The sequence below is a fragment of the uncultured Ramlibacter sp. genome, from assembly GCF_936925435.1.
GTDB lineage: Bacteria > Pseudomonadota > Gammaproteobacteria > Burkholderiales > Burkholderiaceae_C > Ramlibacter.
In genome coordinates this window covers 143330-155518 of record NZ_CAKZHQ010000003.1, presented here as the reverse complement: position 1 = coordinate 155518, position 12189 = coordinate 143330, and the positions used below count along the sequence as shown (strand labels likewise).

The following is a 12189-nucleotide window of genomic DNA, read 5'->3' as shown; positions in this document are numbered from 1 at the left end:
GCGCAAGAATGAACGCTTCTTCCCACGGCCTGCTGCGGCAGCTGCACGAGCGGCTGGATGAATTGCCGGAAGCCCAGCGCAGCGTGGTGCGGGCGGTGCTGGAGGACCCGCGCGCGGCGGTCGGCGCGACGGTGGAGCAGCTGGCCCGCCAGGCCGGCGTCTCCATGCCGACTATCGTGCGCACCTGCCGCAGCTTCGGCCACGAGTCTGTGCGCGAATTCATGCTGGCCCTGGCGCAGGACCTGGCCGTCTCGGGCTCCCACCTGCACCGCAGCGTGCTGGCCGATGACGGCGCCAGCGAGGTGAGTAGCAAGATCATCCAGGCGGCAGTGTCCTCGCTGGCCGAACTGGGCCGGCGCATCGACCCGGCCGTGATTGACCAGGTGGCCGACAAGCTGGCCCAGGCCCAGCGCATCGACTGCTACTCGGTGGGCGCCGCCTCGACCTTCATGGCCAGCGAGCTGCAAAGCCGCTTGTTCCGCCTGGGCAAGAACTCCAACGCGATTTTCGACGCCCACCAGCAACTGGTCTCGGCCAGCACCCTGGGCCCGCAGGGCGTGGCCTTCGTGGTCTCGCATGTGGGCCGCATGCCTTACACGCTGGAAGCGGCGCGCTTCGCCAGAGCGCAAGGTGCGACCGTGGTCGCCCTGACCCAGCCCGACACGCCGCTGGCGCAGATCGCCGATCTGCTGCTGCCCGTGTCCGTGCCACAGGACGCGGTGATGCGCGTGGGCACGGAAGCCTACCTGGCGCATCTGGTGGTGATCGAGATCCTGATGGTGCGCCTGGCGCAAAAGCTGGACCCGCAGGTGGCGCATGGCCTGGCGCAGTTCAAGCAGCTGCTGCACCGCCACGGCTTCGACAGCGCCGAATACTCGGGCGTGCGCGACAGCAACGAGGAGGGCGAGGGCGATGAGCGCTAAAGCCACTTTGCTGAAGAACGCGAGCATCGTCGATGGCACGGGCGCGCCGGCCTGGACCGGGGACCTGCTGCTGGCGGGCGACACCATCATTGCCCTGGCGCTACCGGGCGAGATTGACCAGCGCCTGCTGCAAGAGCACGGCAATCCGCAAGCCATCGACTGCACAGGCCTGGTCGCCGCGCCGGGTTTCATCGACGTCCACACCCACGACGACGCCGCGGCATTGGACAAGCCCGACATGCTGCCCAAGCTGTCGCAGGGCGTGACCACGGTGGTGGTTGGCAACTGCGGCATTTCGCTGGCACCAGTGGTGACCGATGCGCCCGCCGCGCCGCTGTCCCTGCTGGGCGCGCGCCAGTTCCGTCACGCCACCATGGCGGCCTATGCGCAGGCGGTCAATGCGGCCCAGCCCGGCGTCAACGTCGCGGCCTTGCTGGGCCACACGGCCCTGCGCATGCGCCACATGAGCGATCTGAGCCAGCCCGCCAACGCCGGCGAGCGCGAGGCCATGGCCGCCGCCATGCAGGAAGCCATGGACGCAGGCGCCCTGGGCCTGTCGTCCGGCGTGTTCTATGCCGAGGCCTACGCCGCCGACATGGAAGAACTGGTGGCGGTGGCGACGGTGGCGGCGCGCAATGGCGGCGTCTATGCCACCCACATCCGCGACGAGCTGGCCGGCATCTTGCCTGCTTTGCAAGAGGCGGCGCAGACGGCCAAACAGTCCGGCCTGCCACTCGTGCTGTCGCACCACAAGTGCGCCGGTCCCGCCAACTGGGGCCGTACCCAGGAGACCCTGCCGCTGATCGAGAAGATGGCGAAAGAGCAGGACATCTCGCTGGACGTCTATCCCTACACCGCCGGTTCCACCGTGCTGCGCGAAGACTTGGTGGACGGCATCATCGATGTGCTGATCACAGGCAGCCAGCCGCACCCGGAAATGGTCGGGCGGTACATCGCCGACATTGCGCGTGAGTGGAGCGTGAGCCAACAGGACGCCTGCCGCCGCCTGATGCCCGGCGGCGCCTGCTACTTCCAGATGCGCGAAGACGACGTGGAGCGCGTCATCACCCACCCCCTGTCCATGATCGGCTCCGACGGCCTGCCGCACGACGAGCGCCCCCATCCGCGCCTGTGGGGGGCCTTCCCCAGGGTGCTGGCCTGCTACTGGCGCGAGAAGGGCCTGCTGCGGCTCGAACAAGCCATCCACAAGATGTCCGGCCTCTCGGCCATGCGCTTCCGCCTGCAAGGCCGGGGTGAGCTGAAGGCCGGCTACGCCGCCGACGTCGTGCTCTTCGATCCGAAGAGCGTGCGCGATGCGGCCACCTTCGAGGCGCCGGTGCAGTTCAGCGAAGGCATAGAGAAGGTCTGGGTCAACGGCGTCTTGAGCTACACCGCTGAAGGGCGAGCAACTGGTGACAGGGCGGGGCGCTTCCTGCGGCGCGGCTAGGTCGCTGTCATCCCGGACTTGATCCGGGATCCATCGTGGCGCGCTCGCCAAGCCGCATGCGGGCGGGCTGCGGGGCGCTGGTGTGGCGGCCACTCACTCGCTGCGCTCCGTTCCCGGCTCCCCTGGGCTGGCACGGTTGACCGGCCGCACGGCACAACTCACAGAGCGCCTAAGGCCGCTCTGTTCGAGCAAGTCCCGTGAGTCAGAGCACGAAGCGCTACGCGCCGGCCGGACAACCGGCCAGTCCAGGCGCCTCACAAGCGCCCCGCAGCCCGCCCGCATGCGGCTTGGCGGAAGGTGGCCGGCCGCCGCTTCAGTGCGGACTTGGCATGTCACCCAAGCGGGTCTGTAACTTCTTGCTGTGAATTCGTAAGCGCACGGCCTGTCGGCGCAGGGTGTCAATCAAACCTGAGCAAGCACCACGTCCGTGTCGATTGTTATGTAGAGCTCATTGCTCGATCAGTGCCTTTTCGGTTGCACTCACCAAGCCCTTGAGAAAGCGAATGGCCTTCTCAAGTTCTTCGCGTTTCACCAGGTGTCCGGGATTGCCATTCTCGGAGGATGGACGGGAGCGGTGAACCGCGTCTCCTCGTTTCGAGACAAGGTCATCCAACGTCTTTCGGGCCGTCAGAGGCTCGAAATTTTGCCATTTCCAAGCAGAGGTCACGTCCACTTCCAAGTACTCCAGGAAGATCCGTCTCGTCTTCTCTGAAGACGGGTTGTGAAACCTCTTGAGCTCCTCCTGCAGCTTGCTCATGACGAAGGTCCCCACAGGACTTCCATTCAACGCTCGCAGGCGCGATTGAACTGCCTCGAGGATTCGATCCTCGACGTAGGTCTCCCACGCGGTAAGCGCCATGACCAGGCCGGCCCGCTTCAGTACGTCCGCTTTCTCCTGCGGTTGCTGCAGCGCGCTGTCCAGGAGTACGGACGCGTCCTCAATAGAGGATTCAAATGTGGCTGCTGCGCGTGAGGTGTGCGTCATGAGCTCTAACCTGATACAGGCCGCAGAGACGCGGCATCACATGGCTGACGATTCATCGAGGGCCCTCCGCTGTCTTGTTCAAGTGTCTGATTTATAGCAGCAAGCTCTGGTGTGCCCGTCCTCGGGCTGTCGCAAACCCGGGTCCGCCAAGCCGCATGCGGGCGGGCTGCGGGGCGCTTGTGGGGCGCCTGGGCTGGCCGGTTGTCCGGCCGGCGCGTAGCGCTTCGTGCTCTGACTTACGGCGCTTGCTCGAACAGAGCGGCCTTAGGCGCTCTGTGAGTTGCGCCGTGCGGTCGGACAACCGTGCCAGCCCAGGGAAGCCGTGCACCGAGCGCAGCGAGTAAACGGCCGCCACACCAGCGCCCCGCAGCCCGCCCGCATGCGGCTTGGCTCGCACGCCACGATGGATCCCGGGTCAAGCCCGGGATGACAGGGCAGGGGCAGCGAGATCGAGCTCGAAGCGGTCGAACACGTGCTCGCCCATCTGCTTCTCGCTGTGGTGCTGGAAGCCGAAGCTCTCGTACACATTGCGCAGGCCCGGTTGCCCGCCCATGCAGTCCAGGCGCAGGTAGCGGCGGCCCTGTTTGCGGGCCAGGGTGCAGGCATGGGCCAGCAGGACTTGCGGAATGCCGCGGCCCTGGCGGTGCGGCGGGACTGCGAGCTTGTGGACGTAGGCGGCGTCGGCCTGCGTCATCTCCGGCCAGAAGTCCTGGTCTTCCCACTGGATGCGAAAGACACCGGCCAGGCCTTCGCCGTCGAAACCGATGTGGTACATGCCGGCCTTGACCTGGTCGCGCACCGCGGCTTCGTTGATCTCGGACGGGCCCCAGATCAGGCGGCCTTTGGCGCGCAGCGAGGCGGCGGCTGCTTCCAGCACCTGCGCGACGAGGGCTTCGTCTCCTGCATGGCCCTGGCGAATCTGCATGCCTGGCCGTTCAGTGGTTGTCTTTGGGGACAAACGCGCCGCGCTGCCCGACCAGGAAGTCCAGGTCGGCGCCTTCGTCGGCTTGCAGCACGTGGTCGATGTACAGCTTCCAGTAGCCCGAATCCAGGGCCGGCGGCGGGGCCGTCCACTTGGCCAGGCGGGCCTTCAATTCTTCGTCGCTGATCAGCAATTGCAGCCTGCGCTCGGGCACGTTCAGCTCAATCATGTCGCCGTTTTGCACGATGGCCAGCGGGCCACCGGCCGCCGCTTCGGGTGTGGTGTGCAGCACCACCGTGCCGTAGGCCGTGCCGCTCATGCGGGCGTCGCTGATGCGCACCATGTCCGTGATGCCCTTCTTGAGCACCTTGGGCGGCAGCGGCATGTTGCCCACTTCGGCCATGCCGGGGTAGCCCTTGGGGCCGCAGTTCTTGAGCACCAGGATGCAGGTCTCGTCCACGTCCAGGTTGTCGTCGTCGATGCGCTTGTGAAAATCCGTGCTGTCCTCGAAGACCACGGCGCGGCCGGTGTGGACCATCAGTGACGGGGTTGCCGCGCTGGGCTTGATCACAGCGCCGCGCGGCGCCAGGTTGCCGCGCAGGATGGCGATGCCGGCTTTTTCCTTGAAGGGTGCGTCAAACTTCTTGATCACGCGCGGGTCGTAGTTCTCCGCGTCGGCGATGTTCTCGGCCACGGTCTTGCCGCTGACGGTGACGATGTCCTTGTGCAGCAGGTGCTGGATCTCCTTCATCACCACAGGCAGGCCGCCGGCGTAGCAAAAGTCTTCCATCAGGTGCTCGCCCGAGGGCTGCAGGTTCACCAGGCAGGGCAGCTCGCTACCCAGCTTCTCGAAATCGTCGATGGTCAGCTTCAGGCCCAGGCGGCCGGCGATGGCGATCAGGTGGATCACGGCGTTGGTGCTGCCACCAATCGCCGCCAGGGTGCGGATGGCGTTTTCAAAGGCCTCACGCGTCAGCACCTTGCTGATGGTCTGGTCAGTGTGCACCATCTCCACGATGCGGCGGCCGGCATTGCGTGCCAGCACATTGCGGCGGCCGTCCACCGCGGGGTAGGCGGCGTTGCCCGGCAGGCCGATGCCCAGGGCTTCGACCATGCTGGCCATGGTCGAGGCCGTGCCCATGGTCATGCAGTGGCCGTGGCTGCGGTGCATGCAGGATTCGGCCTCAAAGAAGTCGGCCAGCTTGAGCGTGCCGGCACGCACCTGCTCGCTCATGCTCCACACGCCCGTGCCCGAGCCCAGCTCCTGGCCGCGCCACTTGCCGTTCAACATCGGGCCGCCCGACACGCCGATGGTCGGCAGGCCGGCACTGCCCGCGCCCATCAAAAGAGAAGGCGTGGTCTTGTCGCAGCCCATGAGCAGCACCACGCCGTCGATCGGGTTGCCGCGGATGCTTTCTTCCACGTCCATCGATGCGAGGTTGCGGTACAGCATGGCCGTGGGCCGCAGCAGTGTCTCGCCCAGCGACATCACCGGAAACTCCAGTGGGAAGCCGCCGGCCTCGTAGACGCCGATCTTCACCTGCTCCGCGAGAGTGCGGAAGTGGCTGTTGCAGGGGGTCAGCTCGCTGAAGGTATTGCAGATGCCGATGACGGGGCGGCCATCGAACTGGTCGTGCGGCACGCCCTTGCCTTTGACCCAGCTGCGGTAGGCAAAGCCATCGCGGTCTTGCCGGCCAAACCATTGCTGGCTGCGAAGTTCGTGGGAGGGTTTGCGGGGTTTGTTTTGGTCAGACATTCGGGTTAGTCCTGAATTGGTAAACATATTATGGTCATACGATTGCCGATTCGGATGTAGTGGAAACCATGATCAAGAACGTGCACGGCAATACGGTGGACCACCTGGGCGAGGCCATCGTCGCAGGCCGCTACGGGCCAGGCGCGTCGATCCCGCCGGAGCCGCTGCTGGGCGTGGAGCTCGGCGTCAGCCGCACCGTGGTGCGTGAGGCGGTCAAGTCGCTGGTGGCCAAGGGCCTGGTCAGCACCGGCCCCAAGGTCGGTACGCGTGTGCTGACCTCCGAGCACTGGAACTGGTTCGACCCCGATGTGGTCATCTGGCAGTCCAAGGCCGGCCTGACGCGCGAGTTCCTGCGCGACCTGCAGGAACTGCGCCGTGTGGTCGAGCCGGCCGCCGTGCGCATGGCGGCCGAGCGCGCCACTCCGCAAGACATCGCCGGCATCGAGGCTGCTTACGAAGGCATGCGCAAGGCAGTGGAGGAGGGCGGCGACTACGTGACGCACGACCTGCGCTTCCACCAGGGCCTGCTGCGTGCCTGCCACAACCGCATGATCGTGCAAATGAGCAAGGCGCTGGGCGCCCTGCTGCGCACCAGCTTCGAGATCTCCACCACCCGCAAGGACGGTCCCAGGGCCTCGCTGCCGCTGCACCGCGCCGTGCTGGACGCGGTGGCCGCGCGCCAGCCAGCCAAGGCCGAGAAGGCCGTGCTGGTGCTGATCGACGGCGCCCGCGAAGACATCGAGGAGGTGCTTGCCACGCGCAAGCGCCTGCCCCAGCTCAATCTCCCCGCACCGCATCTCAAAGCGGCCCTGAACCCGGCATCCATAACTCCATGAAAAAAGCCATCGATTCATTCTTCAAGCTGCTGGAGCTGCTCGTCGTCGCCTGCATGGTGGCCATGGTCATCATGGTTTTCGGCAACGTCGTGCTGCGCTACGGCTTCAACTCCGGCATAACCATCTCGGAAGAGATGTCGCGCTACTGCTTCATCTGGCTGACGTACATCGGCGCCATGGTCGCCATGCGCGACGGCGCCCACCTGGGCGTGGACACGCTGATCCGCAAGCTGCCGCTGGCCGGCAAGAAGATCTGCTTCGCGCTCAGCCAGGGCCTGATGCTGTTTTGCAATGTGCTGTTCCTGATGGGCACCTACCAGATGCACAACCTGCAGGTGACCAACATCTCGCCGGTGGTGGGCATCTCCATGATCTGGGTCTATGGCATCGGCTATGTGGTGTCTGTCGTCATGGGTGTCTTCAACGTCAGCAAGCTGATCCGCCTGGCCATGGGCCGCGTCTCCGAAGACGAGCTGGTCCAGGTGATGGAGTCGGAGGACGTGGCGCCGCCTGTTGCTGGTGCATCGCCCGAAGCGAGGACCGCAGCATGACGGTTTCGGTCTTCATCTTCTCGCTGCTGGGCGCCATGGCGCTGGGCATGCCGATTGCCTACGCCCTGCTGGTCTGCGGTGTCGCCATCATGGGCTACCTGGCGGCCATCGGCGGCCTGCCGGCCTTCGACAGCCAGATCATCGCCCAGCGCTTTGTCGACGGTGCCGACAACTTCCCGCTGCTGGCCGTGCCCTTTTTCCTGCTGGCCGGCGAGTTCATGACCGCCGGCGGCCTGTCGCGGCGCATCGTCAACCTGGCCCTGGCCTGGGTCGGCCACCTGCGGGGTGGCCTGGGCTACGTGGCGGTGGTGGCTGCCATCATCATGGCCTCGATCTCCGGTTCCGCCGTCGCCGACACGGCGGCCCTGGCGGCCCTGCTCATCCCCATGATGAAGGCGGCCGGCTACGACGTGAAGCGCTCGGCCGGCCTGATCGCCTCGGGCGGCATCATCGCGCCCATCATTCCGCCCTCGATCGGCTTCATCATCTTTGGCGTGGCCGGCAACGTGTCCATCACCAAGTTGTTCCTGGCCGGCATCTTCCCGGGCATCCTGATGGGCCTGGCCATCGGCATCGCCTGGTTCTTCGTCGCCAAGAAAGAAAACGTCAAGTCGGCGCCGCGCGTGCCCATGGGCGAGCGCCTGAAGGAGACCTGGCGCGGCAGCCTGGCCCTGTTCCTGCCCGTCATCATCATCGGCGGCATGAAGTTCGGCATCTTCACGCCCACCGAGGCGGCCGTGGTGGCGGCCGTGTACTCACTGGTGGTCGGCATGTTCGTCTACGGCGAGCTCAAGCTGAACATGCTCTACAAGCTGACGCTGGCGGCCGGCAAGACCACCGCGGTGGTGATGTTCCTGGTGGCCGCCGCCATGGTCAGCGCCTGGCTGATCACGGTGGCCAACATCCCGGCCGAAGTGGCGACCCTGCTTGAGCCCTTCATGGGCAACAAGATGCTGCTGATGTTCATCATGATGATCCTCATCGTGCTCATCGGCACGGCGCTGGACTTCACGCCCACGGTGCTGATCCTCACCCCGGTGCTGATGCCGGTGGTGCTCAAGGCCGGCATTGACCCGGTCTACTTCGGCGTGCTGTTCATCATGAACAACGCCATCGGCCTGATCACCCCGCCGGTGGGCACGGTGCTCAACGTGGTCAGCGGCGTGGCCCGCATCACCATGGACGATGCCTTCAAGGGCGTGATGCCGTTCTTCATCGCCCAGCTGATCGTGCTGTTCTCGCTGGTGGCCTTCCCGGACCTGGTCCTGGTGCCGCTCAAGTTTTTCATGCGCTAGTTTTTCCCCGACCGACCCCAACCATTCCAAAGGAGACATCCATGTTCAAGCGTCGCACCCTGGTGGCCCTGGCCGCTACCGCTCTGCTGGCCGCCGCGCCGGCTTTCGCCCAGTTCGCCGACCGGACCATCAAGTTCACCAACGGTGTCAACGAGGACCACCCGGTGGGCGTCGGCGTCAAGAAGATGCAGGAGATCCTGGCGGCCAAGACCGGCGGCAAGATGAAGATCGTCGCCTTCTGGGGCGGCGCCGCCGGCGGCGACCTGCCTGCCACGCAGGCACTGCGCGCCGGCACCCAGGAGATGGTCTGCACCTCCAGCTCGCCGCTGGTGGGCATCGTCAAGGAACTGGGCGCGTTCGACCTGCCCTTCCTGTTCGCCAGCGAGAAGGAAGCCGACGCGGTGCTCGACGGCCCGGCCGGCGCGTACTTCAACAAGAAGCTGGAAGAAGCCGGCCTGGTCAACCTGGCTTACTGGGAGAACGGTTTTCGCAACCTGACCAACAGCAAGCGCCCGGTCGCCAAGGTCGAGGACTTCGACGGCGTCAAGCTGCGCGTGATGCAGAACAACATCTTCCTGGACACCTTCAAGACCCTGGGCACCAACGCCGTGCCGATGGCCTTCGGCGAAGTTTTCACCGCGCTGGAGACCAAGACCATCGACGGCCAGGAGAACCCCTTCGTCACCATCGAGACCTCCAAGTTCAACGAGGTCCAGAAGTACCTGTCGGTGACGCGCCACGCCTACACGCCTTTCCTGATTCTCTATAGCAAGAAGCTGTGGGACACGCTCAACCCGCAGGAGCAGGCCGTGTTGCGTGAAGCCGCCATCGAGGGCCAGAAGGTGCAGCGCGCCGCCAACCGCAGCCTCAACGAGAAGTCGCTGGTCACGCTCAAGACCAAGGGCATGACGGTCAACGAGGTGACGCCGGCCGAACAGAAGCGCATGTTCGAGAAGGTCAAGCCGGTCTACGAAAAGAACGTGCCGACCATCGGCGCCGAAGCCGTCAATGTGGTGTTGGAAGCACTGAAGAAGTCGCGCGGCGGTTGATCCGCCAGTAAAGCACGTGGTTTTTGCGCCGTGGCCGCTAGAATTGTTTCTACAAGATCTGCAGCCACGGCGCTTCGCCGTCAGGACCGCAGACAGGAACAGCCCGGCACCAGCCGGGCGTCCAGTCGTCGTTGGAAAAAACCCGTGCAAGACCTGGCCGATGAACAAGCCGGCGCGCTCGATGCGCCGGAGCGCTGGCTGAGCGCGTCCGCGCTGCTCGACCTGGAAGACTCCAGGCTGCGCCTGCGCAGCCATGCGCTGACGCAGCTGTGCACCAGCGAGCGCGACAAGGCGCTGGCGATCTACAACTTCGTCAAACGCATCCTCTACGGCAGGCCCTTCAAGCTGCGTCTGCGCACGGCCCGCCAGGTGTTCGACGCCAGCCAGGCCGACGCGCCCGACAAGGCCACCTTGCTGGTGGCGCTGATGCGCTCGGCCGGCATCCCGGCGCGTTTGCGCTACATCGAGTTGCGCGGCGAGATCCTGCGCGGCCTGACCTCCACCATGAGCAACATCTCGCGCCCGCTGGCCGAGATCTGGCTGGGCGACCGCTGGGTCAGCGTGGACACCTACATTGTTGATGCTGCCTACATGGCGGCGGCGCGCCAGCGCCTGAAGGACCGTGACTGGGAGTGGGGCTACGGCATCCACCGTAACGGCCAGTCGGTCTGGAACGGCATGGACGACGCCTTCCTGGGCGGCAAGTCCACGGCAGAAGACCCGATGGTGGTGCGCGATCTGGGCGTGTTCCACGACCCGCAGCATTTTGTCGAATCCGCCATCTACAGCCAGATGCACCCGCGCTTCTCGCGGGCGGTGCACCTGAACATCCTCGTGCCCACGGTGGGCCTGGCCATCCGCGACCTGCGCGCCGAACGGCCGCCGAGCACCGACCGCGGCACGGGCAAACTCTCCTGAGCGGCGCCAAGAGCGCGCCTTCGACACAAGGCTTGCCATGAAGATCACCCGCCTCGAAACCATCCGGCTTGGCGAATTTCCCAACATCCTGTGGGTGCGTCTGCATACGGACGAGGGTCTGGTCGGCCTGGGCGAGACCTTCATGGGCGCCGAGGCGGTGGAGGCCTACCTGCACGAATGGGCGGCGCCGCGCCTGGTGGGCAGCGACCCACTGGCCATCGAGGCGCGCAACCGCGACCTGACCGGCTACCTGGGCTGGCGTGGATCGGGCGTGGAGACGCGCGGCAACTCCGCCGTCGACATCGCCCTGTGGGACATCTTCGGCAAGGCCGCCAACATGCCGGTCCACACCGCGCTGGGCGGCAAGAGTCGCGACGCCATCCGCATCTACAACACCTGCGCTGGCTACCAGTACATCCGCGGCAACCAGAACCAGACCTCGTCCAACTGGGGGCTGGCAAACAACAACGGCCCTTACGAAGACCTGCAGGGCTTCCTGCACCACGCCGACGAACTGGCGCTGTCCCTGCTGTCCGAGGGCGTGACGGCCATGAAGATCTGGCCTTTCGACCCGGCGGCCGAGGCCAGCCACGGTCAGTACATCAGCAACGCCGACCTGGACCTGGCGCTGGAGCCTTTCCGCAAGATCCGCAGCGCGGTAGGCGACAAGATGGACATCATGGTGGAGTTCCACAGCCTGTGGCGCCTGCCCATGGCGCAGAAGATCGCCCGCGCCCTGAAGCCCTTCAACACCTTCTGGCACGAGGACGCGATCCGCATGGATTCGCTGGACCTGCTCAAGCAGTACGCCAGGGACTGCGAGGCCCTGATCTGCGCCAGCGAGACCCTGAGCTACAAGTGGGGCTTCAAGGACTACCTGCAGACCGGTGTGGCGGGCGTGGCGATGCTGGACCTCTCGTGGTGCGGCGGCCTGACCGAAGCACGCAAGATCGCCGCCATGGCCGACGCCTGGCAGCTGCCCGTCGCTCCGCACGACTGCACCGGCCCGGTGGTCTGGGCCGCGTCCACCCACCTCTCCCTGCACGCGCCCAACGCGCTGATCCAGGAAAGCGTGCGCGCCTTCTACACCGGCTGGTACAAGGAGCTGGTGACCGAGCTGCCCACGGTGAAGAACGGCATGATTTCGCTGAACGACAAACCCGGTCTGGGCATCGAGCTGCTGCCCGACCTGCACAAGCGCAAGGATGCCATCGTTCGGGAGTCTTAGCTTTCAGTGATCCCGGCCTCCTGGCTGTCATCCCGGACTTGATCCGGGATCCAGGACTCCCCCTCGCGCGAGCCAAGCCGCATGCGGTTTGGCGGGTGGTTGGTTGGCATCGTGCCTGACTTCGCTGCGCCGCTCCCTTGCGGGCTTTGTGGTCTGGATTTATTGAAGCTAATATCCCGCATCGCAGAAAAAAAACCATGTCACCACATGCACTTACGTCACCGAAGCGAGACCTGTTATCCCGCACGTGCGGGATAACGCTTTTCTGGCTGCGGTCTA

At 65.5% G+C, this 12189-nt stretch carries 11 protein-coding genes; 8 read left to right on the top strand and 3 right to left on the bottom strand.

What is annotated here, in order from left to right; translation table 11 throughout:
• Positions 1-8 precede the first annotated feature (8 nt).
• Entirely contained in the window at positions 9-923 is a 915-nt protein-coding gene (locus Q0632_RS02975) for a MurR/RpiR family transcriptional regulator (protein WP_298924177.1), read from the top strand.
• The gene (locus Q0632_RS02970; RefSeq protein WP_298924175.1) at positions 913-2370 is read left to right on the top strand and encodes an amidohydrolase family protein; all 1458 of its coding nucleotides are present in this window, start codon (positions 913-915) and stop codon (positions 2368-2370) included. The genes Q0632_RS02975 and Q0632_RS02970 overlap by 11 nt, the downstream gene beginning before the upstream one ends.
• Positions 2371-2818: 448 nt before the next feature.
• On the opposite strand, the gene Q0632_RS02965 is transcribed toward Q0632_RS02970, so the two are convergent.
• The 3 genes from Q0632_RS02965 to Q0632_RS02955 all read right to left on the bottom strand — a co-directional run bounded on the left by Q0632_RS02965 (position 2819) and on the right by Q0632_RS02955 (position 6033).
• On the bottom strand, positions 2819-3355 hold the full coding sequence (locus Q0632_RS02965; protein WP_298924173.1) for a HEPN domain-containing protein: 537 nt from the start codon (positions 3353-3355) through the stop codon (positions 2819-2821).
• Between the two features lie 415 nt (positions 3356-3770).
• Positions 3771-4280, bottom strand: a complete 510-nt coding sequence (locus Q0632_RS02960) for a GNAT family N-acetyltransferase (RefSeq protein ID WP_298924170.1) — start codon at positions 4278-4280, stop codon at positions 3771-3773.
• Positions 4281-4290: 10 nt separating this feature from the next.
• Complete coding sequence (locus Q0632_RS02955) at positions 4291-6033, bottom strand: IlvD/Edd family dehydratase (protein ID WP_298924166.1); 1743 nt, start codon at positions 6031-6033, stop codon at positions 4291-4293.
• Between the two features lie 68 nt (positions 6034-6101).
• Between Q0632_RS02955 and Q0632_RS02950 the strand changes: the two genes are divergently transcribed.
• The 6 genes from Q0632_RS02950 to Q0632_RS02925 all read left to right on the top strand — a co-directional run bounded on the left by Q0632_RS02950 (position 6102) and on the right by Q0632_RS02925 (position 11910).
• On the top strand, positions 6102-6869 hold the full coding sequence (locus Q0632_RS02950) for a FadR/GntR family transcriptional regulator (protein ID WP_298924164.1): 768 nt from the start codon (positions 6102-6104) through the stop codon (positions 6867-6869).
• Positions 6866-7420 carry a TRAP transporter small permease gene (locus tag Q0632_RS02945; RefSeq protein WP_298924162.1) on the top strand — a complete coding sequence of 185 codons (555 nt, stop codon included), beginning with the start codon at positions 6866-6868 and terminating at the stop codon, positions 7418-7420. Before Q0632_RS02950 ends, Q0632_RS02945 begins: the two co-directional genes overlap by 4 nt.
• Complete coding sequence (locus Q0632_RS02940) at positions 7417-8715, top strand: TRAP transporter large permease subunit (protein WP_298924160.1); 1299 nt, start codon at positions 7417-7419, stop codon at positions 8713-8715. Before Q0632_RS02945 ends, Q0632_RS02940 begins: the two co-directional genes overlap by 4 nt.
• Positions 8716-8756: 41 nt before the next feature.
• Entirely contained in the window at positions 8757-9764 is a 1008-nt protein-coding gene (locus tag Q0632_RS02935; RefSeq protein ID WP_298924159.1) for a TRAP transporter substrate-binding protein, read from the top strand.
• 144 nt (positions 9765-9908) lie between these two features.
• Positions 9909-10682 (top strand): transglutaminase family protein, encoded by a 774-nt coding sequence (locus tag Q0632_RS02930; protein ID WP_298924158.1) that lies wholly within the window; start codon positions 9909-9911, stop codon positions 10680-10682.
• Positions 10683-10719: 37 nt separating this feature from the next.
• Positions 10720-11910 (top strand): mandelate racemase/muconate lactonizing enzyme family protein, encoded by a 1191-nt coding sequence (locus Q0632_RS02925; protein ID WP_298924157.1) that lies wholly within the window; start codon positions 10720-10722, stop codon positions 11908-11910.
• The last annotated feature ends 279 nt before the right edge of the window (positions 11911-12189 follow it).

Excerpts from the sequence above, each read along its gene's own strand:
- Q0632_RS02950 (WP_298924164.1), top strand. The coding sequence starts at position 6,102 with ATGATCAAGAACGTGCACGGCAATACGGTGGACCACCTGGGCGAGGCC.
- Q0632_RS02955 (WP_298924166.1), bottom strand. The coding sequence starts at position 6,033 with ATGTCTGACCAAAACAAACCCCGCAAACCCTCCCACGAACTTCGCAGC.
- Q0632_RS02970 (WP_298924175.1), top strand. The coding sequence starts at position 913 with ATGAGCGCTAAAGCCACTTTGCTGAAGAACGCGAGCATCGTCGATGGC.
- Q0632_RS02940 (WP_298924160.1), top strand. The coding sequence starts at position 7,417 with ATGACGGTTTCGGTCTTCATCTTCTCGCTGCTGGGCGCCATGGCGCTG.
- Q0632_RS02965 (WP_298924173.1), bottom strand. The coding sequence starts at position 3,355 with ATGACGCACACCTCACGCGCAGCAGCCACATTTGAATCCTCTATTGAG.
- Q0632_RS02945 (WP_298924162.1), top strand. The coding sequence starts at position 6,866 with ATGAAAAAAGCCATCGATTCATTCTTCAAGCTGCTGGAGCTGCTCGTC.
- Q0632_RS02975 (WP_298924177.1), top strand. The coding sequence starts at position 9 with ATGAACGCTTCTTCCCACGGCCTGCTGCGGCAGCTGCACGAGCGGCTG.
- Q0632_RS02935 (WP_298924159.1), top strand. The coding sequence starts at position 8,757 with ATGTTCAAGCGTCGCACCCTGGTGGCCCTGGCCGCTACCGCTCTGCTG.
- Q0632_RS02960 (WP_298924170.1), bottom strand. The coding sequence starts at position 4,280 with ATGCAGATTCGCCAGGGCCATGCAGGAGACGAAGCCCTCGTCGCGCAG.
- Q0632_RS02925 (WP_298924157.1), top strand. The coding sequence starts at position 10,720 with ATGAAGATCACCCGCCTCGAAACCATCCGGCTTGGCGAATTTCCCAAC.